Annotated in this window: 24 protein-coding genes and 1 pseudogene; 5 read left to right on the top strand and 20 right to left on the bottom strand. The window is 32.1% G+C overall.

What is annotated here, in order from left to right; all coding sequences use genetic code 11:
* Window positions 1-59 precede the first annotated feature (59 nt).
* From ACVC08_RS08690 to ACVC08_RS08680, 3 genes are read left to right on the top strand one after another with little or no spacing between them, the layout of a single operon-like run.
* Entirely contained in the window at window positions 60-941 is an 882-nt protein-coding gene (locus ACVC08_RS08690; RefSeq protein WP_452601748.1) for a sterol desaturase family protein, read from the top strand.
* A 45-nt stretch (window positions 942-986) separates the two neighbouring features.
* Window positions 987-1,889 carry a DUF547 domain-containing protein gene (locus ACVC08_RS08685; RefSeq protein WP_452601747.1) on the top strand — a complete coding sequence of 301 codons (903 nt, stop codon included), beginning with the start codon at window positions 987-989 and terminating at the stop codon, window positions 1,887-1,889.
* Window positions 1,890-1,917: 28 nt separating this feature from the next.
* Complete coding sequence (locus tag ACVC08_RS08680) at window positions 1,918-2,616, top strand: TIGR04283 family arsenosugar biosynthesis glycosyltransferase (RefSeq protein WP_452601746.1); 699 nt, start codon at window positions 1,918-1,920, stop codon at window positions 2,614-2,616.
* Between the two features lie 359 nt (window positions 2,617-2,975).
* Here ACVC08_RS08680 and ACVC08_RS08675 read toward each other — a convergent pair whose 3' ends face one another.
* From ACVC08_RS08675 to ACVC08_RS08580, 20 genes and pseudogenes are all read right to left on the bottom strand, one after another.
* The gene (locus ACVC08_RS08675) at window positions 2,976-3,587 is read right to left on the bottom strand and encodes a hypothetical protein (protein WP_452601745.1); all 612 of its coding nucleotides are present in this window, start codon (window positions 3,585-3,587) and stop codon (window positions 2,976-2,978) included.
* 253 nt (window positions 3,588-3,840) lie between these two features.
* Entirely contained in the window at window positions 3,841-5,289 is a 1,449-nt protein-coding gene (locus ACVC08_RS08670) for a nicotinate phosphoribosyltransferase (protein WP_452601744.1), read from the bottom strand.
* A gap of 36 nt (window positions 5,290-5,325) precedes the next feature.
* Complete coding sequence (locus ACVC08_RS08665; RefSeq protein WP_452601743.1) at window positions 5,326-5,766, bottom strand: nucleoside 2-deoxyribosyltransferase domain-containing protein; 441 nt, start codon at window positions 5,764-5,766, stop codon at window positions 5,326-5,328.
* Between the two features lie 98 nt (window positions 5,767-5,864).
* The gene (locus tag ACVC08_RS08660; protein WP_452601742.1) at window positions 5,865-6,620 is read right to left on the bottom strand and encodes a metallophosphoesterase family protein; all 756 of its coding nucleotides are present in this window, start codon (window positions 6,618-6,620) and stop codon (window positions 5,865-5,867) included.
* 249 nt (window positions 6,621-6,869) lie between these two features.
* Window positions 6,870-7,079, bottom strand: a complete 210-nt coding sequence (locus ACVC08_RS08655) for a hypothetical protein (RefSeq protein ID WP_452601741.1) — start codon at window positions 7,077-7,079, stop codon at window positions 6,870-6,872.
* A 15-nt stretch (window positions 7,080-7,094) separates the two neighbouring features.
* Window positions 7,095-7,643: a prolyl hydroxylase family protein gene (locus ACVC08_RS08650; protein WP_452601740.1), complete on the bottom strand. Its 549-nt coding sequence runs from the start codon at window positions 7,641-7,643 to the stop codon at window positions 7,095-7,097.
* Window positions 7,644-7,859: 216 nt separating this feature from the next.
* The gene (locus tag ACVC08_RS08645; protein WP_452601739.1) at window positions 7,860-8,411 is read right to left on the bottom strand and encodes an RNA 2'-phosphotransferase; all 552 of its coding nucleotides are present in this window, start codon (window positions 8,409-8,411) and stop codon (window positions 7,860-7,862) included.
* 1 nt (window position 8,412) lies between these two features.
* Window positions 8,413-9,279 (bottom strand): MBL fold metallo-hydrolase, encoded by an 867-nt coding sequence (locus ACVC08_RS08640; protein ID WP_452601738.1) that lies wholly within the window; start codon window positions 9,277-9,279, stop codon window positions 8,413-8,415.
* Window positions 9,280-9,435: 156 nt separating this feature from the next.
* A pseudogene (locus ACVC08_RS08635) lies at window positions 9,436-9,949 on the bottom strand (O-acetyl-ADP-ribose deacetylase).
* Window positions 9,946-10,914, bottom strand: coding sequence for an ADP-ribosylglycohydrolase family protein (locus ACVC08_RS08630; protein ID WP_452601737.1), 969 nt, complete (start codon window positions 10,912-10,914; stop codon window positions 9,946-9,948). Before ACVC08_RS08630 ends, ACVC08_RS08635 begins: the two are co-directional and overlap by 4 nt.
* Window positions 10,911-11,546, bottom strand: a complete 636-nt coding sequence (locus ACVC08_RS08625) for a DUF4291 domain-containing protein (protein ID WP_452601736.1) — start codon at window positions 11,544-11,546, stop codon at window positions 10,911-10,913. Before ACVC08_RS08625 ends, ACVC08_RS08630 begins: the two co-directional genes overlap by 4 nt.
* A 72-nt stretch (window positions 11,547-11,618) precedes the next feature.
* Window positions 11,619-12,302: an SIR2 family NAD-dependent protein deacylase gene (locus ACVC08_RS08620; RefSeq protein WP_452601735.1), complete on the bottom strand. Its 684-nt coding sequence runs from the start codon at window positions 12,300-12,302 to the stop codon at window positions 11,619-11,621.
* An 8-nt stretch (window positions 12,303-12,310) separates the two neighbouring features.
* Entirely contained in the window at window positions 12,311-12,724 is a 414-nt protein-coding gene (locus tag ACVC08_RS08615; protein ID WP_452601734.1) for an ADP-ribosylation/crystallin J1, read from the bottom strand.
* Window positions 12,721-13,566, bottom strand: a complete 846-nt coding sequence (gene prs / locus ACVC08_RS08610; RefSeq protein ID WP_452601733.1) for a ribose-phosphate diphosphokinase — start codon at window positions 13,564-13,566, stop codon at window positions 12,721-12,723. The genes ACVC08_RS08615 and prs overlap by 4 nt, the downstream gene beginning before the upstream one ends.
* A 63-nt stretch (window positions 13,567-13,629) precedes the next feature.
* Complete coding sequence (locus ACVC08_RS08605; RefSeq protein ID WP_452601732.1) at window positions 13,630-14,322, bottom strand: NUDIX hydrolase; 693 nt, start codon at window positions 14,320-14,322, stop codon at window positions 13,630-13,632.
* 57 nt (window positions 14,323-14,379) lie between these two features.
* Window positions 14,380-15,645, bottom strand: coding sequence for an outer membrane protein assembly factor (locus ACVC08_RS08600; protein ID WP_452598543.1), 1,266 nt, complete (start codon window positions 15,643-15,645; stop codon window positions 14,380-14,382).
* A 2-nt stretch (window positions 15,646-15,647) separates the two neighbouring features.
* Window positions 15,648-16,382 (bottom strand): hypothetical protein, encoded by a 735-nt coding sequence (locus ACVC08_RS08595; RefSeq protein WP_452601731.1) that lies wholly within the window; start codon window positions 16,380-16,382, stop codon window positions 15,648-15,650.
* A 72-nt stretch (window positions 16,383-16,454) separates the two neighbouring features.
* Window positions 16,455-17,453 (bottom strand): glycoside hydrolase family 113, encoded by a 999-nt coding sequence (locus ACVC08_RS08590; RefSeq protein ID WP_452601730.1) that lies wholly within the window; start codon window positions 17,451-17,453, stop codon window positions 16,455-16,457.
* A 40-nt stretch (window positions 17,454-17,493) separates the two neighbouring features.
* Window positions 17,494-18,414: a hypothetical protein gene (locus ACVC08_RS08585; RefSeq protein WP_452601729.1), complete on the bottom strand. Its 921-nt coding sequence runs from the start codon at window positions 18,412-18,414 to the stop codon at window positions 17,494-17,496.
* Between the two features lie 109 nt (window positions 18,415-18,523).
* On the bottom strand, window positions 18,524-19,240 hold the full coding sequence (locus ACVC08_RS08580) for a DUF547 domain-containing protein (RefSeq protein ID WP_452601728.1): 717 nt from the start codon (window positions 19,238-19,240) through the stop codon (window positions 18,524-18,526).
* A gap of 202 nt (window positions 19,241-19,442) precedes the next feature.
* Here ACVC08_RS08580 and ACVC08_RS08575 point away from each other — a divergent pair, with 202 nt between their 5' ends.
* Both ACVC08_RS08575 and ACVC08_RS08570 read left to right on the top strand, forming a co-directional pair.
* Window positions 19,443-20,741 (top strand): NAD(P)/FAD-dependent oxidoreductase, encoded by a 1,299-nt coding sequence (locus ACVC08_RS08575; protein WP_452599860.1) that lies wholly within the window; start codon window positions 19,443-19,445, stop codon window positions 20,739-20,741.
* A 12-nt stretch (window positions 20,742-20,753) separates the two neighbouring features.
* Complete coding sequence (locus ACVC08_RS08570) at window positions 20,754-22,394, top strand: 4Fe-4S binding protein (RefSeq protein WP_452601727.1); 1,641 nt, start codon at window positions 20,754-20,756, stop codon at window positions 22,392-22,394.

Genomic DNA, 22,394 nt, shown 5'->3' with positions numbered 1-22,394 from the left:
CACTGAATATTATATAATATGTTATTTTTAATATAACTTTACTAAATATAGACACAGCTATGGATAAATACGTAGATATAGTTACAAGCTCCTATACGAATTACTGGAACTATCTTAAAAATGAAATTATAACTATTAATCATTGGGATAATTATTTCTACGGCTTAATTATTATTTCCATTCTAGTTTGGGGTTTAGAAATTATATTTCCGTGGCGTAAAAAACAATCTATTTTTAGAAAAGACTTCTGGCTAGATACGTTTTACATGTTTTTTAATTTTTTCATTTTAAATTTAATTATACTCGTCGCTTTATCTGACACTACTGCAGCGCTTTTTAATGATTTATTGCAACATATTGGTCTGTCCATTTCTAATTTTCAATTATTTGACGTTGACAATTTACCATTAGGGTTAGGCTTATTTATCTTTTTTATAATTAGCGATTTCACTCAATGGAATACACACCGACTATTACACAGGTTCGAGTTTTTATGGAACTTCCATAAAGTTCACCATAGTGTAAAAGAGATGGGGTTTGCAGCGCATTTACGTTACCATTGGATGGAGCCTATTGTATATAAATCTATGTTATATATACCTATTGCAATAATTGGAGGGTTCGATGCTCAACACGTTGCTATTGTACACTTCTTTGCAATTACTATTGGCCATATAAATCATGCCAATTTAGGTTGGGATTATGGGCCTTTAAAATACATTTTTAACAACCCTAAAATGCATATCTGGCATCATGCCAAAGATTTACCTAAACATGTAAGTTATGGTGTTAATTACGGACTAACTTTAAGTATTTGGGATTATTTGTTTAAAACAAATTACATTCCGCACAATGGCAGAGATATAGAACTTGGATTTGAAGGAGACGAAACCTTCCCTAAAGACTTTGTAAGTCAGGAGCTATATCCTTTAAAAAAATAATACAATTTAAACTAGTCTATTAGACTTAAACAAAAAATTTGTTAAATGAAAAACACAGTAGTTATTCTATTTATATTATTCCTATTAACTTCTTGTGGCAGTACAAAACGTACCGTTAATGACTCCCAAACAGATACAACAGAAGTTGTTCTTGTTAAAGAAACCCCCGCAACACCAGAGACGCAAAATACTACTAGCACAGAACCTGTTGAACCTTCTGTTATTGCAGAAACACCAACGCCAATAGAGTCTCAAACTACTAAAGAAGAAGAAGAAGAAGAAGTCATTGAAACAACAACTAAAACAGGTTTTAACCATAGTGCATGGAATACGCTATTACAACACTATGTTACCAATACAGGTAATGTAAACTATAAAGGATTAAAAAGTAATAGAAAAGCGCTTACAAACTACATACATACTTTAGGCGACAATATGCCAAATAATACATGGTCTAAAGCAGAAAAAATAGCCTATTGGATAAATGCATATAATGCTATGACTGTGGACTTAATTATTAGAAACTATCCAATAGAAAGTATTAAAGATATTAATAACCCGTGGGAACAAAGGTTATGGAAATTGGGTAACAAGTGGTATAATTTAGATGAAATAGAGCATCAAATATTACGAAAAATGGACGAACCGCGTATTCATTTTGGTATCGTTTGCGCTTCTTTTTCTTGCCCTAAACTATTGAATGAAGCCTTTACAGCATCCCGTTTAGAAAACCAATTAACTAGAGCTACCAAAGAGTTTTTAAAAGATCCTAAACGCAATAACATATCGGCAAACGCTATTAAATTATCTAAAATATTTAAATGGTTTGCTAAAGATTTTAAAACAGAAGGTTCGCTTATAGATTTTTTAAACAAATATTCGGATATTACCATCTCTAAAAATGCTAAAAAAAGCTTTAAAGATTATAATTGGAGCTTAAATAACTAAATTAACCTAGTAGACGTTATAATAGTTAATGAAAGATAATATATCCGTTATAATTCCTGTTTTAAATGAAGCAGAGACTATAGAAACCCTTCTTAATCATTTAATCGATAATGCATCATTACAAGCTATTTCTGAAATTATTGTAGTCGATGGTGGTAGTACTGATGATACAATTAATATCATTAAAAAATTAGATCTTAAAATAGTTTTACTCAACTCTAAAAAGGGACGTGCGAAACAGATGAATACTGGTGTAAAAGCTGCAAAAGGTAATATTTTATATTTTTTACATGCAGATTCTTTCCCGCCTAATAGATATGACCAGTATATTATAGATGAAGTTAAAAAAGGGCATCTTGCTGGTTGTTTTAGGCTACAGTTTGATAATAACCACTGGTGGCTTCGCTTGGCTAGTTGGTTAACTCAGTTTTCATGGCGTGCTTGTCGTGGTGGAGACCAAAGCCAATTTATTACCAAAGCATTATTTAACGACATTGGCGGTTTCGATGAATCTTATGTAATCTACGAAGACAATATTTTAATTAACGAATTGTACAAACGTAAACAGTTTGTTGTTATTAATAAAAAAATTAAAACCTCAGCACGTTTATACGAGCGACACGGTATTTGGAAACTACAGTACCACTTCTGGGCTATTTATATAAAAAAATGGTTTGGTGCTTCTGCTAACGATTTATACAACTACTATTTAAAGCACATTGCTTAATTACAAGTTTATTCTTAAAGCTAAATTAGGTGCACGGTCCTGTGAAAACCCCGCAGTAAATTTTATTTTTTGATTTCTAAAAGGGAGAACTTATACTTTATAGCAAAATCTAATCTATAATAATTGTCTAACCGCTTACTAGATATAGCACGCTGTAATTAATAGTAATATTATCGCCGTTATTTCCATAAAACTTAGAGGCTGCATAAAAGTGAAAAAATCGTCAAATCGAACTTGATTCGGTTTCTCATAACCATTTAAAATGGGTTTGATGAGATTCTAAAATAAATTCAAAATGACACTTTTAATACTTTTTATACAGCCTCTTTTTTATTAATTAATAATATAAACACTAACTACTAAAAGAACGAATCTGTTCTATTATCAAAATTATATATTCCGCCTCCTAACAAAACACGAAATGGAGGAATACCTACAAGTATTACTTTTTTACCTCTAAACCATGTTTTATCGCATAAAATTACGCTTCCTGGAACGATACACTGCCAAGACGATGCACGGTTGCGTTTACTAGAAGTTAAATTAAACGGAACGGTTGTAACCGAAAGAAAGCCTGTTAGGTTACCATCCCATAAAATACCACTTGTTGCTTTAGAATACTCGGTATTGGCACTATATTTATCTTTTAAATGTGCTGTATACTCTTCTTCTACATCTGCTCGTGTTAAATCTAATGTTTTTGAATATTCTAATTCTTCTTGTAGCAGTTTTATTTTATTTATTGCCCCTTTAGACCAAAACGCTTCTTTATAATCTGCCTCTATTGTAGCTAATGCTTCATCTAAAGATTGTACTGTAAATGTTTGGTCTTTTTCTAAAATATGCACTACTACTTCTTCGTTTTCTAACGTTGTGTTAGGTACTTGATCTACTTCCTCTTTATCGCAACTACTAAATAGTACTGATAATGAAAGAAACGCTACTGTTAACATTCTGGTTTTTAATTTCATAATTATTGGTTTTTTTGTTCTTACTCTATTATTATTGGTTTTTCAGATACCACCATTTACTTATATATAGCCTTAACCTTATATCTGTTACCCATAAAAGAGTGCTTATTTCAAAAAAAGCGTATTTACATATAAAAAGTCCTCATTTGAAACGTTTTAAACATTTTCAAATGAGGACTTTTTGAATATATCACCTTAAATATCTGCTTACATAAAAAGTAATAGTGTGGTTATATGTAAATATATTAATACATTACTTTATTCTTTTTCTAATAGATTGTAGCGTATCGTCTATAAGTAGTTCTCCATCTCTGTAGACTTCTTTTAATTCGCCTTGCTGCTCTTCTTCCCAAGAAACTTGATCTATTAATTTATAACTGTTATTTTCTTTTACAATTTTAATTAAACCTTTGGCAGATTTTTTTGTACCATCGTCTGTTATTGGGTCTTTATATATTTCTCGTCCTTCGCCGTCTACTTCTCCATAGGTTGCTTTCATTGCAAAACCAAAAGTATCTCTAGTATTATATTGGTATGTAAATGAACCAATCCCTAAAACAACATTCGTAGAGGCGAATCCGTTTTTCTTTAAGCGCTCGCAAATTTGCGTCGCACGTTCTAAGGTGATGCTGTCTCCATAAATGGCACCGATATGTGCATCTAATTCTTTGTAGCCTTTTGTATTTGTTGCTCCTCCAAAGGTATCCCATAGTAATTGAATAACGCCTTTGCGTTCTTCTTCGGTTTTACCGTTAGGGTTTCCACAAATAATATCTACTGGATCTCCACTATCGGGTCTAATCACTACTTTACCATCTCTTGCGAGTACTTTGTTTTTAAGGTTTGGTAGATACTCTGTAAGTACTTTCCATAAATCCCAAGTATCGGACACTATAGAGACAATACCATTTGGATACACTTCTGTTATTAAACGCTTAAAGGTGTCTTGTTCGCCTGTATTGGTTCCCATACACATCACTGAGTGTTCTGTTGCGGCTACCGAGCCTCCTACTAATTCTGTGTCTGAATTAGCATTGTAATAGGTTTCTAAAAAGTCGATAGTTGGTATGGTATCTGTTCCCGTAAAGCTTAATAGGTGTCCTGCTGCCGACAATATTGCCGATTCCAATCCGCCCATGCCTCGCATAGAAAAATCATGCCCTTGCCAGTCTACAAATTCTGGAACGGATGATGTTTCTGCTGCATACTTGTCTAATATACCTCTATATTGTTTTGCTATGGTTGCAGAGTTACACGGTAACCATAAGGTTGTAGACAAAATAGTTTCGAAGTAATTAGTCAACCAAAAGAACTCGTCTTTTGTATTGTACATGGTTAACATAGGTACACGAATAGGAACAGACACACCTTCTGGTAGTGCTTTTATTACCATTGGTAAATAGCCTAAATCATGCAAGTCTTCTATATGTTTAATCCCGACTTTGTTTTCGCCTAAATAGTTGTTAATGCGTCTTGAATAGTTTTTACATACCTCAGCTTTGTCTTTTGCAAAGAAATTAGTATTGAAGTCTTCGATGATATACTTTTTTATAAAGTATTGTAGGCCGAAAAACACAACCTCATTTACACCTGCTATTCTACTTTTTCTTGGGGTCCAGTTAGAATAGACTAAAGTGGTTTGGTTTGGGTATTGTCTTCTGTGGTCTACTTTGTAGCCATCTGTATATAGTAGTGGGTTCATAAGGGTATAGGGTATTAATCTTATTTTCGTTTTTATTTAATTATCTTTTCTTAAATATTTAATCGCTTTATCTAAATCATTAAAACAAGGCGTATTATACTTTTCACATATCGTGTAAACATATCGCTTTTGATAAAATTGATTTGGACAAACCACTATTAACTTAGAGGTTTTTACATACAGTCCTAATTCTACTAATGAAATAGGTGATTTTGCGTTAGGCAAAAAATTTAATAGAATTTTATCGGATAAATCCAAAGCATTTAACTCCCATTCAATATGTTTATTCATCTGAGAATCATTAAACGTGTCATGTTCAATTCTAGTAGGATTAAAAAAATGACCTAGATGCTCCATTTTCTTGATTACTTTTTCTCTCCAATTTCCTGCCAAATGATAATCGATACTTCCTGCTAAAAAATAATATTTTTTGTCTTTTTCTTTTAATGGTAACTTAATTTTTGATGTATAAACCATATTAACTACTCTCTTTTTATTTAGAATAAAATTTTGTGTATAAAATTTGTTCTCGATACAAAATCTTTATCAAGATTTCACTCGAACTGACGTTCATATTATTTTTTCTTAATCAATCGATACGGGCTGTGATTTCGCCCTCTTTCCTCGGGATATAAGGTTTGTACTTCGTTGCTTTGCCAAATGGTTTTGGTTTCTATATCTAAAGCACTTAGTTTTCCATTAAAGGCTGCGCCCGTGTCTATGTTCCATACACAAATGGCATTCATAGGTTTATCGGAGTCGTAACGTAGGGTTGGTGTGTGACCTATGTATATTTCTTTATATAGTTTTAGGCGCTTTGGGTAGAGATAGTAATCTTTTTCTATGGTAACATCCATACTTACTGCTGTTTCCCAAAGGGTTCTATCGAAATAATAGTTCATAGCAAATTTTTCGTGTTCTATACCTTGTAAAGAAGTAAATCCTGCGTGAATATATAAACGGTTTTCGGCATCTATGTGGTAGAGTTTCATACGCTCGAAAAAGTTAAGGTGTTTTAGACGGTCTTCTGCTGTAAAAAGCTTGTAACTTTCCATGGTTTCTTTTCCGCCGTGCGCTAACCAAACGGCTTCGCCTTCTCCTGTTCGTAACCAATCTTCGCACCATACATCGTGATTTCCTTTTATAAAGATGCAATGGTTTTGTTCTGATAGTTCTATTAGGTACTGAATAACTTGTGCCGATTCGCTCCAACCGTCTACATAATCACCTAGAAATATTAAAGTATCGTCTTTAGTTAATGTTACGCGTTCTAAAAGTTGGGTTAATGCTTTTAATCCGCCGTGTATATCTCCTATTACTAATGTTCTCATCTGCTACTCTTTTCTATTTTATGCCAATGGTGTTATATTATACTTGTTTGTTTTGACATTTAATGTTTGTTACCATAATTATCTTGTTTTCGATACACCAAATCACAGATTTGGCACTCTAACTGACGATAATTATTTTATTTTTTTGTCTTTTGTAATCTAATCTCTAACATATTCCGTTTCATTTGCAGGAAATTTTATTTTAATTCTATTTATTATTTCTGTTCTATTTTGTGCCCATTCTGGGTATTACTTCCACTCTTCTTTCGTTTTAAAATAAATGACGAAATTTATTTTACCTAGTAATAATTCTCCATCTATTACAATAGATTTCCATTCTTCATTTACTTTCTCCTTGTAAAAAATACTATCTCTATCCTTTTTTACAACTTTCCATCCTCTTTTTTGGACTACTCTATTTTCTTTTACAGATACATACAATAAACATAAACTAACCATAATTGTTAAACATACTTACATTATTTTATACATTACATCTGTTCGTAATACATATTTTACGCCTTCTAATAATTCTTTGCCTTCGTGTCTGTGCGGATGATGGAAAAGCAATGCTGTTCCTTTTTTTGGTGCTACTGTAAAAAGCTTTCTAAATTCTGTTTCTCCGCCTTCGAAATCGTCGTTTAAATAAATGATTAACGAAAAGAAACTACAATCTTTATCGTTACGTTTATAGCTTCCGTCTCTATGCATTTTAAAGCGTTGGCCTTTGGTGTAACGGTATATTCTAAACATTTCGTTTAGTCCATAGCCTGTAAATAACCCCATTTCTTCTGGAACATATTGTTTTACACGTTGCCAAAGGGTTTCGGCTAAATCGTTATTAAAGAATAGTATTCTATCGTTATTACGCACGCCTTTATTCATCACTTGTACGCCTCCACTATTTATTTTAGCTTCTTCAAATTCTTGTGTATTGCTAAAGGCGATATGTGCATCACATTCTTCCGAAGTTAAAAAATCTTCTACAAGAAATATTGTTGGATGTAATTCTATTTTTTTCATATTTATTCCCCGTAAAAACGGGAATCTATCTTTTTCATTAAAAGCTTTTCATTTAGTACAAAATATATTCTGTATTAAACTGTTATACATTTATATTTTAAAATTTGTTCTCGATACGATTCCGATAATTATCGGAATCACTCGAACTGACGTTACTATTTATTATTATCTATTACATATTAAACGAACTGTATTACTATTTTTTAGTGTTCTCATTTAATTTTTAAATGCTATAAATTCTGGTGGCACTGCTTCTGTTAACCAAACGCCATTTTCCGATTGATAAAATGCATAGCCTTTATCGTGCATGTCTTTTGCTCTTATGCTTAAAATAATGGCTTGCCCTCTTCTGCTTCCTACTTTTACTGCGGTTTCTAATTCGCTTGTTAGATGTACGTGTTGCCTGCTCATTTTTTGCAGTCCGTTTATTTTTATAGCGTTTATAAATTTACCTACGGTTCCATGATATAAATACGCTGGTGGTTCTAAGGCATCCAATTTTAAATCTATTGTTGTGATTGAGTGTCCTTGGTTTGCTCTTATTTTTGTTTTATCGTCGTTAAATGCAAAGCGTTTTTTATCGTTTGTTTCTACAATATCTTCTAAATTTTCCTTTGAGAACCTTACATTTCTTTTATTGGCTTTTGTTATTAGTTCGTTGATGTCTGCCCAACCGTTTTCGTCTAATTCTAATCCTATTTTATCTGGGTTATGTCTAAGGATTAGGCTTAGAAATTTACTGATTCGTTTTTTATTTTTGTCATTCATTTTAATTGATAGGTTTTCCGTTTAGTATGTCTTTCTGCATTCTTCCTATTGGCATTCTGTACACTGGTATTTTTATATTATAGTGTTTTATGCCTTCTTTTATTTTTTGGTCTATGTCTTTTATATCGTATCTTGAAGAGAAGTGTCCTAGAATTAATTGTTCTATTGAAATATTCGCTGCCATTTCTAGCACTTCTTCTAAGGAACTGTGTTTGTTTTTATTGTTTTTTGTTTGTGTTTCTTCCTTAGTTAAAAAGGTGGCTTCGTGTATTAATGTTTTACAGTTATCGTATTTTGAATAATCGAATACTGGTGTGTCTCCCGAATAGATTAGTACATTGGTTTCTTCTTTTTCTTTTATATAATTGTCTCCTTTTTCTGCTTTTAATGCTACAATGGCTTTCCCGCTTAAATTGGAAAACTCAGTTTTTAATTTATGCTTGGTTTCTATAACTTTATAGGATAAACTTTTTAATTGTCCCGGCACATCTATATGTTTGTTTTCGAAGCCTTGCACAGAATAACCGTTTTTAATTGTAATAGCTTCTTCATTTTGTAATGGCTTCCAATTGGCTTTATTAATGTGCGGGTCGAATTGTTCTAAGAATGCATTAAGGTGTTGAAACGAGTTCGCATCTTTTGGATAATGAATGTTTAAGCTTGTTTTTGAAAACAATTGGTTGTACTGAAACAGTCCTGTTAAATGATCTCTATCGGCATGTGATACAAATACGTTTCTAATTTTCCCTGCTTTTCCTAAAAGATTCGATACAACGCCATCTCCTGCATCGAATAGTATACCGAGTTCTTCTATAAAGTACCACGTTGCGAATAATGCTGTGGAGTAGCCGTGTAGTGTTAGTTTCATTATATTCCTGCGAAAGCAGGAATATAATCACTACTTTCTTTTTAATTTTGTTATTGTTTCTTTTGTTCTCGATACGATTCCGATAGCTATCGGAATCACTCGAGCTGACGTTATAGGGCTATTTTAAAAGTAAAATGTTGAACTATGATTTTTACGTTATTCAGTTAATAACGCTCTATAACATTCATAATTTTCATCATCGAAGCAAACAAAGACTACTTTTTCTATTGTTTCGCTATTGTATTGTTTAACTGTACTTATAGCTATTTCTGCTGCTAATACTTTTGGAAACTTATATATTCCTGTACTTATGTTAGGGAATGCTATAGAAGTTAAACTATTGTCTTCTGCTAGTTTTAAACTGTTTTTATAGCAGTTTGCTAATTGTTCTTTTTTTTCTTCTACTCTACTGCCTTTATTATATACTGGTCCTACTGTGTGTATTACTTTATTGGCTGGTAAATGTCCTGCGGTGGTTATTACTGCTTCTCCTGTTTTACATTTGCCTTGCTTGTTTCTTATAGCTTTACAATCTTCTAAAATAGCGCCCACCAGCACGATGGATAGCGCCATCAACACAGCCGCCTCCTAATAGCGAAGCGTTAGCGGCATTAACGATTGCGTCTATTTCTATTGTGGTTATGTCTGCTTTTATTAGTTCTATTTTCATAATTTCAACTTTCTTGAAAGCTTACCACTTAGTTTAATAATATCATCTTTCTTTACTAATTTCTCTATCCAATCTTGTGGAATGTTTTCTTTTCCGTAATGTAATCCCGCTAAAGCACCAACCACACAGGCGGTTGTATCTGTATCTTCACCTAGGTTTACTGCTTTTAAAACAGTTTCTTTATAATTATCTGTATTTAGGAAACACCACAAGCTAGCTTCTAAAGTATTTAATACATATCCTGAACTACTTATTTCTTTTTCTTCCAAAGAATATACTGGTTCAATAACATAATCGTTAATCGGGTTTTCTAAAATGAGATGAAACTTATTTATTTCATTTTGTGAACATATTGGGTTCGTATTTAGAAAATTATTTATGCGTTTCTTCATAGTGTAATAAGCGTCAAACTTATCTTCGTTTACCAATAATTCTAACATATATTCAACATAAATGAAGCAGCTTATTATAGAGCGTATATGTCCATGTGTTATAGAGGATACATCTTTAATGATATCGTATCGTTTTTCTATAGGCATATCTTTTACATAGAATGCTATTGGACTTATTCGCATAAGTGAACCATTTCCATTATCGAATTCTCCCGTTCCTCCAGATAATACTGCCGGACTTCCTTTTATAAAAGTATTAATTGCCCGATTAGTTGCTATACCAATATCAAATACTTTCCCATGAGGTGTCCAAAGTTCTGCGTTATACCATTTTACAAACTTTTTAGCAATGTCTTCTAAATTGTATTTTTTACTTAGACTTTCTGCTAAACAAAACGTTAGAGAACTATCATCACTCCATGTTCCCATGGGTTGATGATGCGAACCAAACTCCATCATATCTGTTACTGGATATTGTTTTAGGTATGCTCTGTCTTTAAATTCTACTGGAACCCCTAAAGCATCACCAATGGCCAATCCTAAAAATGTATTTTCTATTGTATTTGCTTTCATTTTAATCGTAATCGTTTATTTACCTCATCATTATTACTAAAATAGGGCTTCTCTTCTGGCACTATTAATTTCTCTAATTCGTCATTTAAAACGTGTTGGTGTTGTGTTCTTACAAATTCTGAAATATCTTCTATTTTAATAATATCTTTTGTTGCATAGTTTACTATTTCCTCGTCTCTAACGCCTATTTGTATCGCTCGGCGTTCTATTTTTGCGCCGTAAGGATCATGGTCTGGATCCCATTGTAAACGTACAGATGAGTTTTTTACTTCGGTTTTCCAATCTTCTAGACTTGGGTATAAGTCTTCTTGAAAATTGGAATACACCGCTTTACTTAAATAGCGTTCAAAGGCTTCTCGTTTTAAGTGTACTGCTAATACGACTTCTTGCCCTTCTTTTGTGCCCCAACCGTTTCGGTACATCATCCATAAAAAATTAGGTTTTATCCATGTCATTCTGGTGTATTTAAAGTCGCCTCCAAAATATTGATTGCGTACTGCAAAATTACCTTTAGATGGTCTGTATGATTGGTATACTATGATTTCTTCATCATTGTATTGTGCCATGATATAATGTCCTTTCTCTGGCCATTCTTTTAGTTGTTCTGTGTATGATTTTATATTTAGTTTCATGTCATTCCTGCGAAGGCAGGAATCTCGTTTAGATATCCTACTTTCTATATTTTTAATATTATTATTTGCAACTTATTTAGGTATTAACTCATTATACAAATACCTCATTCCTTTTGTTGCATTTTCTTTTATGTGTACTGCTCTACCATTAAAATCGAAATCTGTATCATTCGGATTTATAACTACTAATGTACATTCTGCCGAGATATTATTTACCAAACCTGCTGCTGGGTAAACTTGCATGGAAGTACCTATTACTATTAAGATATCTGCTTCTTTCACTATTTTTTCAGCCTCTACCATTAAGGGTACATCTTCGCCAAACCAGACAATATGTGGTCTTAATTGCGCATTGTCTTCTGCTTTATCTCCTATATTAATATCTCCATCTTGCGAGTAGATTAATTTAGCATTATTAGAGGATCTTGATTTATTTAATTCTCCATGTAAATGCAACACATTTTTAGAACCTGCTCTTTCATGTAAATCGTCTATGTTTTGGGTTATAATTTGCACGTTATAAAACGTTTCTAAATCTTTTATTAGTTCATGTGCCTTATTAGGTTTTACGTCTTTTAACTGTTGACGTCTTTGGTTATAAAAGTCTAGAACTAATGCTCTATCTTTTCGCCATCCTGCAGGACTCGCGACATCTTGTATATTGTGGTTTTCCCACAACCCATCGCTATCTCTAAAGGTTTGTATGCCGCTCTCTGCACTTATTCCTGCGCCGCTAAGTATTACTATATTTTTCATTTGTTTTTTTAATCTTTTAGTTTGTCAATTTGCGACTGCACCAACGGATGTGATGCATTTTTAAATTGACTTCCAATACATACTTTAATCACTTTAATATCTCCAACTATATTTGTATTGAATGTTTCTAAATCTTCTGCTGGCACCCATAATTCGTTATGAATTTTTCCACCTACATTTTCTACTTTATATTTTAAATATTCGTCTTCTGTTATTTTAAATTCTGTTACAAAACCTAAGTAATTTCCAAAAGCATCTTTTGTATTCCATTGTGATGCTATTTCTGTAGCATATTCTTCATTTAGAACAGGATAGAAAATAGGCTGTTGTTCTAATCTTGGTGGAAAGGTTTTAAAATTACTTTCTGCTATTAAAATCAGTTCTTTCTCTCCTACTGGTCTATATAATGTTATTGTTTTCATTTCTTTATTACCATATCTTTCAACTTCATTTGCTCTACTTCATCACTTTCAATAGTTTTAAAACTATCTGTTGTAAATACTTTAGTAAACTTTTCATTTAAGGTTTTAAATCCTTTATTAAAAATACCGTGACTTACTGATAGATATAAATCGCCTGCATTTTTTTCTTTTAGTGCTTCTGCTAAGCCTAAAAATGTACCACCGCCATCGCAAATATCATCTACGATTAAACACGTTTTTCCTTTTAAATCGTCTTCATAAACTTTAAAACCTTCAAGTGTTCCATTCTTTACATTTCTTTTTTTAGAGCATTCTATTACTGGAATGCCTCCTAAATATTCAGACACTTTATAAATTTTCTTTAACGCTCCACCATCTGGTGATACTAAAACAAGGTCTTTTCCTATTGCTTTTATTACTTGTTTTATAAAACTGTGATTGGTTATTACTTCACAATTATTTAATACAGCCGAAGTCACTTCGGAATGCGCATCGAAAACTGTGACTTTGTTTAGCTTTAAATGATTTAAAAGTTCGGCATACACTTTTACAGATAAGGGTTCTCCTTTTACCATAACTCGATCCTGTCTTGCTGCTGGAAAATACGGGATGAACACATTTATCTTTTCTATATAAAAACGTTTTAAAGCATCTATAGCTAAAAGCAACACACCAAAATCGTTAAACGATTGCACTCGTGTGGTTACTGTTACTTCTTTTACAGTAGATAAATCTTCATTTATTTTTATATGTGGTTCTCCTCCCGAAAAAGTAAACGATTGAAACGACATACTATTTTCGGTACCAAAAGGTGTAAATTGAGCATCTAAATTTAAATACATTTGCGTTATTTTTACACAAATGTATATTATAATTATAAAGTGACAAAATATTTTGTGTAAAATTTACACAAACTTTATTTCGAAGTGAAATCCATCCTTGGCTAAAGCCTTGTATTTATTGGTGTTGAAACGAAATAATTTTGCCGGACGACCGCTTCCTGCTTGACTCATTTTTCCTGTTTCTTCTATAACACCAAAGCTCATTAGCTTTTTTCTGAAGTTTCTACGGTCGATATCTTTCCCAAGAATAGTAGTATATAAGTGTTCTAAATCTGAAAAGGGGAAGGATTTATTTAATAAGTCGAAACCTATTGGTTGGTAGTGTAATTTCGATTTTAATCGTGTTTTTGCTAGGTCTAAAATGGTTTTATGGTCGAACGCTAATTCTGGAATTTCATTTACAGGAAACCATTGTGCTTCTGCCGCATCTGTTGCTGCTTCAATTTTAAAGTGATTGGGTTTAACGAGTCCGAAATAGCTAATAGAGATGACTCTGTTTCTTGGGTCTCGTTTTGGTTTTCCGAAGGAATATAACTGTTCTAAATAATCGATTTTAACGCCTGTTTCTTCTTCTAATTCTCGTTCTACGGCTTCTTCTAGAGATTCGTTTTCTAATACTAACCCTCCTGGTAATGCCCAAGTATCTTTAAAGGGTTCTACTCCTCTACGAATTAAAAGTACTGATAGATTTTTTTTAGACTCGTAACCAAAAACGACAGCATCTACCGCCACTTTAATATTTTGAACTACCCCCATAATTTGCGTATTTGTAACGCAAATTTATAGCTTTATAAATACAATTAAAAGGTGTTTTTAAAAATATTGGCCAATTCCAAATACTAAACCTTTGGTTGCATCTGGTGTTATACCAATTCCGTAATCGATTCTAAAAGTGGCATTAAATATTTGTTTATGTATAAAGCGAAGTCCAACTCCTGGGTAGACTCTAATATTTTGAGAGTCGCTAAAATCACCGAAATCGCCTCCTGGGTTCCTCCATGTACCTGCATCTATAAAGGCATTTCCTTGTAGAGCAAACCAGCCTTTTTCGTATAACGTATGCCTATATTCTGTATTTAAAACAATAGCTCCTGTACCTCTATCTATGGTATTACCAACGCCTCTTATATTTAAATTATTATCTACAGAAAAGGGTGCAAATGGTGTATTGTTATTTGTAGAAAAACCTACACGCATTCTATTAGCCCAATTGCCTTTATCGCCTATTCTAGCATAATATATAAAGTCGTTCCACCCTATAACAAATTCAGGTAAATGCTCATCGCTTGTAGAGGTTACATATTGAAAATTAAGTGTACTTTTAAATCCTTTTACATATTGGTAATCGTAATCTAAATTATTATACTCATAAATAAATTTATATAGTAGTTTTTTAACATTTAGTGCTAAAGGTACCGCAGGGTTAGTTGCTCCCGACTTATATGCATACTTTTCTGAAAAGTAATTAACTCCTGCTTCTATACGATTATGAAAGTTTATTTGATAGAGCCCTAAAACCTCGTAAGACGTATTTCTATATTTATAATCGGCTGTTGTATTGTCAAAAAACACAGGTTCTTGTGTTATTAAATCTTGATGATTTATTGCTAGTCCTAATTGTCTACTAAATAAAAAAGGAGCTCTAAAATTAATTCCATAGCTACTGTATATATCTTTTTGATAAAAGCCTCCAAAGGTCATATTTCTACCTAATAGGTTAAACTCATACAGCCCTAATCTATAGGCAAACTCACCTTCGTTAGAGGTGTAAATATTTGCAGATGGTATAATTGTAAAGTTTTCTTCTATATTATAAAAAACGTTATACGAATTATCATGAGAGTAAAAGACTTGATAATACGCATGGGCTACAGATGGTAACCGTTTTAATTGTTTTATGTCGTTTTCTATAGCTACAGAATCTAGTATACTACCTGCTTTTACTGTAGCTATTTTTTTTACAAAAGATGTTTTTATCTTTTTATTTCCTTGAATTTTTAAGTCTAGTACTATTTTATCTTGACCAAAGCTTTGCAATGCAAAAATTCCAAAAAATAGAACTATAAAAAACTGTTTCATCATTATTCTGTTATAAAAGGTTTTTGCGCTACTAAATTAACCCAATTATCTAAGCTAACATCCATTAATGTATAATTGTACATTGTATTACTAACCAATGTTGGTGGTGTACCTTGCGTTATGTTTAACACAACATTAGTGGTGTCATAATATTTAAACTGATTATCGTAAGTATAAGTACCAGATATTAAATTGTTTTCTGAATCTGAAAGTACTTGAAAATAAATAGCATTATCTCCAAAAGCATTAGCTTCCCAACTAAATTGTGGCATTAAATTTAGTTCTTGATTAATAGTTACATCATTATTCCACACCGAGGGCTTTGTTACTTGTTTGGTACGGATTGGGTTAGATATTTTAATTTCTCCATTAAGTTCATACGTTACAATTATCCATTTCTCTGTGGTTAGCTCTGTTTTAAAAAAACGCAGATAGCCATTAAAAAACGGGCTACTTTCTAAACTTATTTTTTTGTAATTATTGAAGTTTGAGTTTGTAACATTGGTATCTTCTGTTTCGAAATATTGAATATTGGTAGCACCTTCTTTTGGGTAAAAAAAGGTTAAAACAGCATTAGTATTATTTTCGCTAGCTGCACAAGCTATTACTGCTCCTGTTTCTATTGTTTTCCCACTTACATAATCTTCTAATGTATTAATTATAATAGCTGTATTTTCATCGTCTCTTGAACAAGATGCGATTACTATTAAGATTACTATAAGTTTTAGTACTTTCATGTGTTACTCTTATCTTTTTTTTGAGTGGTTACATAAACATATTAAAACATTATATTTTTTAATATGTTTCAATTAATGTAACGTATAATGTGCTTTTATTAATTCTTCTACAGGTTTATTTTGTGGTGTAAATCTAGAATTATTTTTACCTCCAGATGTTTCATGATCATGATACCATTTCCAAATAAATCCTCCTGCAAACCATTCTTCTTTCCAAAACGTATCAAACAATGCTTTTGTAGTATTGGTTTGTGCTTCTAAATTTACACTAGTCATGCTTCTGTCTGATCGCCAAGGTTCTTTCCCTGAAAAATCTACACTTCTATAACCAAATTCTGTAAACAGAATAGGTTTATTATGTTTTAAAGACATGCCTTTTATTGTTTCTTTATGGGCATTCCATCCTTTTAAACATTCTTCTACTGTAGGTGTTTTACTTATAGAAACAGGAAAATAGGCATCTACCCCAATAAAATCTAAACGATTCCAAAATGGGGTGCGTTTAAACTCGTCCCAATTGGCTGCATAAGTTAGTTTTCCTTTGTAGCGTTTTTTTATTTCTGTTATTAAGTTATCCCAATATTTAGGTCTATTTTCTACAAATAATTCTAATTCTGTACCTATACAAAATAGCTCTGCATTTATTTCATTAGCTAAATCTGCATATTCTAATATAAATTTAGAGTAGGCCTCTTCTAGTGTTTTCCAATCGGCTTCTGTTTCCATTTTAATATATCCTGTAAACTCGCCGCGCCATACCCATATTTGGGGTTTTAGCATTATTTTTATGCCTTTAATTTTTAATTGCTCTGCGTATTGCTTAGCGCCAGATTTTGTTTCCCCAAACCATTGCCTATCTGTATTAAATGCTATTTTTGGATGCTTTAAATCTTTAATAAATCCAAAAGGCATTATTGCTGCATAATTAGCATTTATATTTACTACTGGGCTAATATGTTGCTCATTAACTGGTACTCCTGAGGCAACAAAACTAACCCCGTTAATTTTTGAGTTTTGTGCTGTACACGATTGTAGTAAAAGGTATAAAAAAAGGAGTTTAATGTACTTCATTTTAAAGTCGTTTTATTAAACTCCCAATTTACTATTTATACTATAATAATGCTCTTAAACCTATGCTAAAAGTTTGTCCTAAGCCTTGGAAGTTATTTCCTCTAATAAATTTACCATAAGAGGCTTCTACGTTTAATGCTTTTGTTAATTGGTATTTTCCTCCAAAACCTAATTGTGTATAGTTTTGCTCGAAGTTATTTCCTAAATCTATTAAGAATGCTTGTTGTACGTTAGCAAAAATTGTTGATTTAGATGATGGAAAGTAACTTAAAAAGGCACTTAATGGTAAGAATAAACTATTGTTTGCAAAACGTTCTCCTTGATTAACTTCTGCAGGGTTAGCATCTTCACTTTTCTCTCCAAAGTTAAATCCAAAATCTGCTTCTGTAAATATTTGCCAATCTCCTCCTCCAAATGTTTTATCGTAAAAGAATTTTGTTTCCCAAAATGTACTTCTTTTATCTAAATAAGCAAATCCTGGCTCGTCTTTAAATATTGGTAAGTATAATGAACTCGTAAATGAGAAATTAGGTACGCTTGCAAATGGTTGTACTCTAATAGATGGAGCAATAGTTGTAAATCCGCTACGAGAATCTACTCCATTGTTTTTAAAATTAAAAACACTCGTTGCACTTTGATCGTTGTATGTGTTAGCACGTATTTGAAATACTAATCCCACATTAATTCTTGAATTCTCACTTACACCAGTATAAATCTCTGTTGTATTTGTAAAGAAACTTGATCTTGGCACATCGAAAGATTCTCCTGTTCCCGCTCCTGTACTTTTTGTCTGTGTATATAAACTATTAAAAAACTTAATATCCCACTGTCCTTTATTTAATAGTTTTGAAGGTGTAAACTCTTGTATATTACTTCTTGTTGTTGTGTCTTCTGTATCTTCTTGAGAAAACCCTAAAAAACCTGTGGCTAATGCTATGGCTAATACCGCTATTTTTTTCATAATTGTTGATTTGTATGCTCTCCTTCTTTTAGAGCACTTTTAATGTTTTATTTAATTGTTTTAAATTTTTAATCTGCTCTTTTAGCAGGTTCCCGCTTTCACGAGAATATTATTGTTTATTTACATTCCAGTTATATTCAAAGTAGCTTAACTTAGATTTTGCTGGCACTTTTTCTTTTCTGTACTTGTTTATAAAATCTATTTCTGTTGTTCCATTCATAGTAAAATCTTCTTTATACCATTCTAATATTTTAGATCCTGAAATTCTTTTTTTCTTAGCATTAACCTTTATAAAATAATCTCCGTTAAGAGCTAATACTGTTTGCTTTTCTAATTGTGCATCTAATGTGTTTGGTAAATATGCTTTACTTATTAACGGAGGGCAACCTATAGCCCCACAAACTAATACAAAGTGGAAACGAGCATCTTTAAATTGTGCGCGTAATAGCTTGTGCTCTATATCATTTAAAGTGATTTTTTTTCCACCTAAACTATGCTTTTTTCCATCAAAAAAACCTTTATGATCTAGTGGGGATTTTGTAGGATACTCATCTACAATACTCTTTATTACAGATAAGTTATAAGCATTTATCCAAAAGGCTTGGTAATTATTGGCATCGCTTTTAGAAACCGAAATGCCTTCTGCAATTTTTAAAATATCGTCTAACGCTGTTCTATCTTTTTTAATAGTAGCATACGCCACTTTTCCGTTAGCAACATTTGCTTTAAAGAAAGCATCTGCCTTATTAAAGAATGTATTTAAGTCCTGAGCCTTGGCAGAAATGCTTCCTAATAAGACCGCGAGTATGATGATTACTTTTTTCATTATTTTTTTAATTTAAATGTGTTTAACAGTTCTCTAAGTCTGTTAAATTTCAATAAACTTTCAAAAAAACAAAAAAAAATTAGCGTCTTTCAACATTATAAAACCTTACACATTTTTTTAATTTATATCTATTCTAAATACCTGAATCATTTTAAGTTATTACCTTTATTTTCGACCAACCGCATCATAACCACAAAATATTATGGAACACATTGTTATAATAGGAAACGGAATTTCTGGAGTTACTGTCGCGAGACACATTAGAAAATTATCCGATAAACAAATCACTATAGTTTCGGCTGAGACAGATTATTTTTTTTCAAGAACTGCCCTAATGTATATATATATGGGACACATGAAGTTTGAGCATACTCAACCTTACGAAAATGGTTTTTGGGAAAAGAATAGAATTAGCCTTAAAAAAGGATATGTAGAAACTGTAGAAACAACTTCTAAAACACTACATTTTAAAGGTGGCGATGCTCTTAATTATGATAAATTGATTATCGCAACTGGTAGTAAACCAAATAAGTTTGGTTGGCCAGGACAAGACTTAAACGGTGCTCAAGGTTTGTATAGCAAACAAGATTTAGATTCCTTAGAATTAAATGCGCCTAATAAGGACGTTTGTAAACGTGCTGTAATTGTGGGTGGAGGTTTAATAGGGATTGAATTAGCAGAAATGTTAAATTCTAGAAGCATTCCTGTAACTTTTTTAGTTAGGGAAAATAGTTTTTGGAATGGTGTTTTGCCTGAAGGAGAAAGTGCAATGATTAATAGGCATATAAAAAACCACCATATAGATTTAAGATTAGGTGTTAATTTAAAAGAAATTAAAGATGATGGCAATGGCAATGTTAAGTCTATTGTTATTGACGAAACAGGAGAAGAAATTGCCTGCAATGTTGTTGGTTTAACGGCTGGAGTGTCGCCAAATATTAATTTTATTAAGGACTCTAACATTGAAACAAATCGCGGTGTTTTAGTTAATAGGCTTTTAGAAACTAGTGTTAAAGATATTTATGCTATTGGGGATTGTGCAGAACAACGTGAAGCTATTGGACAACGTAGGCCTATTGAAGCGGTTTGGTATACGGGTAGAATGATGGGAGAAACTTTAGCACAAACCATTTGTGGTAATCCTACAGAATACAAACCTGGACATTGGTTTAATTCGGCTAAGTTTTTAGACATAGAGTACCAAACTTACGGATGGGTATTTTCTAAACCTAGAGAGAACGAAGCTCACTTTCATTGGAAACATGATGACGACACAAAATGTATTACAGTTTGTTACGACACAAGCAATAATCGTTTTTTAGGAATAAATACATTTGGTATTAGAATGCGACATGATGTTTTCGACCAATGGTTAACCGAAAAACGTGATGTGGATTATGTAATACAAAACTTAGAAAAAGCCAATTTTGATCCAGAATTCTATAAGCATTTTGAAAAAAATATTATTGCTGCATACAAAAACAATTTACAAACTGCCTAAACCAAAAATAAAATGAGTAATAAAATAAATCATAGTATGTCTCTAGCTAAACCAGACGCTTTAGGCATTAACACAAAACAAAAAATTGCAATAGCTATTGGGTTTATAGGGCTATTTATATTAGTACTAGCTACGCTAAATGTTAATTTCCCTAATAAGGCTTTATTTTTAACATTAGCTATTGGTTCAATTTCTGTGGGAACCATACTATACACAAGAGAAGCTTACCTTACTAAACTAGAAGGTATAAAAAATGATGGAGTCTGGTTTAAATCCATTTCATCAAGAGGCGTTTTAGGTTGGGCATTAGGTATCTTTTTAACCTTATTTTATATTGTATTATACTTTTTCCCTGTCTATTTAGGATTAGGGCAAAATGGTGAAGAAAACACAGGTTTAATAGCTCTTTTCGATTCTTTAAGTCAGTTATTAAGTGGTAATAATGCCAGTCAATGGTTTGTTTACGGTACTTTATACACTGTTGCTATACTTATTTTTGGCTATAAGTTTATTCTTAAATATAGACATAATAGATACCAACAATTGCGCACAGCTTCTGTTATGTTTTTTCAAACGGCTTTTGCTTTTGTAATTCCAGAATTAATGGCGCGATTAAATTCAGATAGTTTTTCATTACCATATAACGACCTTAAAAACATGTGGCCGTTAAATTATTATGCTTTCGATCAATGGCGTGTAGACCAATTTATAAATGCGCAAACGGTAGGGTTATTCTTTTTAATACTTGGTGTTGCAATGGTATTTGTAATTTCTCCGTTTTTAACTTATAAATATGGTAAACGTTGGTATTGTTCTTGGGTTTGCGGTTGTGGTGGTTTGGCTGAAACTGCTGGTGATTCTTTTAGACATTTAAGTGATAAAAGTACTAAAGCTTGGAAATTTGAACGTTGGATGATTAATTCTGTTTTGGTATTCTCTGTTGTTATGACAACCGCAGTTATTTCTACATACTTAGGTTATGATTCTGAGAAATATTGGTTTACAAAAAACGTGTTTTTAATAAGTGTTGGTTCATTTTTAACCCTACTGTTTGTTGGTATATTATATTTTAAAAGACATCAAATTAACAAAAGTGCTCTTAAAGGTGCTGTAGGGTTTTATGCTTTAACTATTGCCTTTTTAGTATTCTTTGCTTTTTTCGATTTAAGTCAGATAAAAATTAATGCTAGTTATTTTTCTTTTGGCCTTAATACTAATACCTATAATTTTGATAGTGCATTAAGAACATTTTACGGTTTTGGAATTGGCTCTATATTTTCTGGTGTTATTGGTACAGGATTTTATCCAATTTTAGGTAGCAGAGCTTGGTGCCGTTTTGGGTGTCCTATGGCTGGAATTTTAGGAATTCAACAACGTTTATTTTCTAAATTTAGAATTACTACAAACGGTGGACAATGTATTTCCTGCGGAAACTGCTCTAACAGTTGTGAAATGGGGATAGATGTTCGTGCTTACGCACAAAAAGGCGAAAACATCGTTCGTTCTAGTTGTGTAGGTTGTGGTGTTTGTAGTGCCGTTTGCCCAAGAGGTGTATTAAAATTAGAAAATGATAGTACAAATGGAAGAATTAACCCAACAGAAGTATTACTAGGTAATGATGTTGATTTAATGGAATTAGTAAATCAAAAATAA

Source organism: Pontimicrobium sp. MEBiC06410 (genome assembly GCF_053601615.1).
This window is presented reverse-complemented; position numbering and strand designations above follow the sequence as displayed.

What these genes read in the sequence shown, in the direction of transcription:
- ACVC08_RS08690 (WP_452601748.1), top strand. Translation starts at nt 60, where the DNA reads ATGGATAAATACGTAGATATAGTTACAAGCTCCTATACGAATTACTGG.
- ACVC08_RS08685 (WP_452601747.1), top strand. Translation starts at nt 987, where the DNA reads ATGAAAAACACAGTAGTTATTCTATTTATATTATTCCTATTAACTTCT.
- ACVC08_RS08680 (WP_452601746.1), top strand. Translation starts at nt 1,918, where the DNA reads ATGAAAGATAATATATCCGTTATAATTCCTGTTTTAAATGAAGCAGAG.
- ACVC08_RS08675 (WP_452601745.1), bottom strand. Translation starts at nt 3,587, where the DNA reads ATGAAATTAAAAACCAGAATGTTAACAGTAGCGTTTCTTTCATTATCA.
- ACVC08_RS08670 (WP_452601744.1), bottom strand. Translation starts at nt 5,289, where the DNA reads ATGAACCCACTACTATATACAGATGGCTACAAAGTAGACCACAGAAGA.
- ACVC08_RS08665 (WP_452601743.1), bottom strand. Translation starts at nt 5,766, where the DNA reads ATGGTTTATACATCAAAAATTAAGTTACCATTAAAAGAAAAAGACAAA.
- ACVC08_RS08660 (WP_452601742.1), bottom strand. Translation starts at nt 6,620, where the DNA reads ATGAGAACATTAGTAATAGGAGATATACACGGCGGATTAAAAGCATTA.
- ACVC08_RS08655 (WP_452601741.1), bottom strand. Translation starts at nt 7,079, where the DNA reads ATGGTTAGTTTATGTTTATTGTATGTATCTGTAAAAGAAAATAGAGTA.
- ACVC08_RS08650 (WP_452601740.1), bottom strand. Translation starts at nt 7,643, where the DNA reads ATGAAAAAAATAGAATTACATCCAACAATATTTCTTGTAGAAGATTTT.
- ACVC08_RS08645 (WP_452601739.1), bottom strand. Translation starts at nt 8,411, where the DNA reads ATGAATGACAAAAATAAAAAACGAATCAGTAAATTTCTAAGCCTAATC.
- ACVC08_RS08640 (WP_452601738.1), bottom strand. Translation starts at nt 9,279, where the DNA reads ATGAAACTAACACTACACGGCTACTCCACAGCATTATTCGCAACGTGG.
- ACVC08_RS08630 (WP_452601737.1), bottom strand. Translation starts at nt 10,914, where the DNA reads ATGAAAGCAAATACAATAGAAAATACATTTTTAGGATTGGCCATTGGT.
- ACVC08_RS08625 (WP_452601736.1), bottom strand. Translation starts at nt 11,546, where the DNA reads ATGAAACTAAATATAAAATCATACACAGAACAACTAAAAGAATGGCCA.
- ACVC08_RS08620 (WP_452601735.1), bottom strand. Translation starts at nt 12,302, where the DNA reads ATGAAAAATATAGTAATACTTAGCGGCGCAGGAATAAGTGCAGAGAGC.
- ACVC08_RS08615 (WP_452601734.1), bottom strand. Translation starts at nt 12,724, where the DNA reads ATGAAAACAATAACATTATATAGACCAGTAGGAGAGAAAGAACTGATT.
- prs (WP_452601733.1), bottom strand. Translation starts at nt 13,566, where the DNA reads ATGTATTTAAATTTAGATGCTCAATTTACACCTTTTGGTACCGAAAAT.
- ACVC08_RS08605 (WP_452601732.1), bottom strand. Translation starts at nt 14,322, where the DNA reads ATGGGGGTAGTTCAAAATATTAAAGTGGCGGTAGATGCTGTCGTTTTT.
- ACVC08_RS08600 (WP_452598543.1), bottom strand. Translation starts at nt 15,645, where the DNA reads ATGAAACAGTTTTTTATAGTTCTATTTTTTGGAATTTTTGCATTGCAA.
- ACVC08_RS08595 (WP_452601731.1), bottom strand. Translation starts at nt 16,382, where the DNA reads ATGAAAGTACTAAAACTTATAGTAATCTTAATAGTAATCGCATCTTGT.
- ACVC08_RS08590 (WP_452601730.1), bottom strand. Translation starts at nt 17,453, where the DNA reads ATGAAGTACATTAAACTCCTTTTTTTATACCTTTTACTACAATCGTGT.
- ACVC08_RS08585 (WP_452601729.1), bottom strand. Translation starts at nt 18,414, where the DNA reads ATGAAAAAAATAGCGGTATTAGCCATAGCATTAGCCACAGGTTTTTTA.
- ACVC08_RS08580 (WP_452601728.1), bottom strand. Translation starts at nt 19,240, where the DNA reads ATGAAAAAAGTAATCATCATACTCGCGGTCTTATTAGGAAGCATTTCT.
- ACVC08_RS08575 (WP_452599860.1), top strand. Translation starts at nt 19,443, where the DNA reads ATGGAACACATTGTTATAATAGGAAACGGAATTTCTGGAGTTACTGTC.
- ACVC08_RS08570 (WP_452601727.1), top strand. Translation starts at nt 20,754, where the DNA reads ATGAGTAATAAAATAAATCATAGTATGTCTCTAGCTAAACCAGACGCT.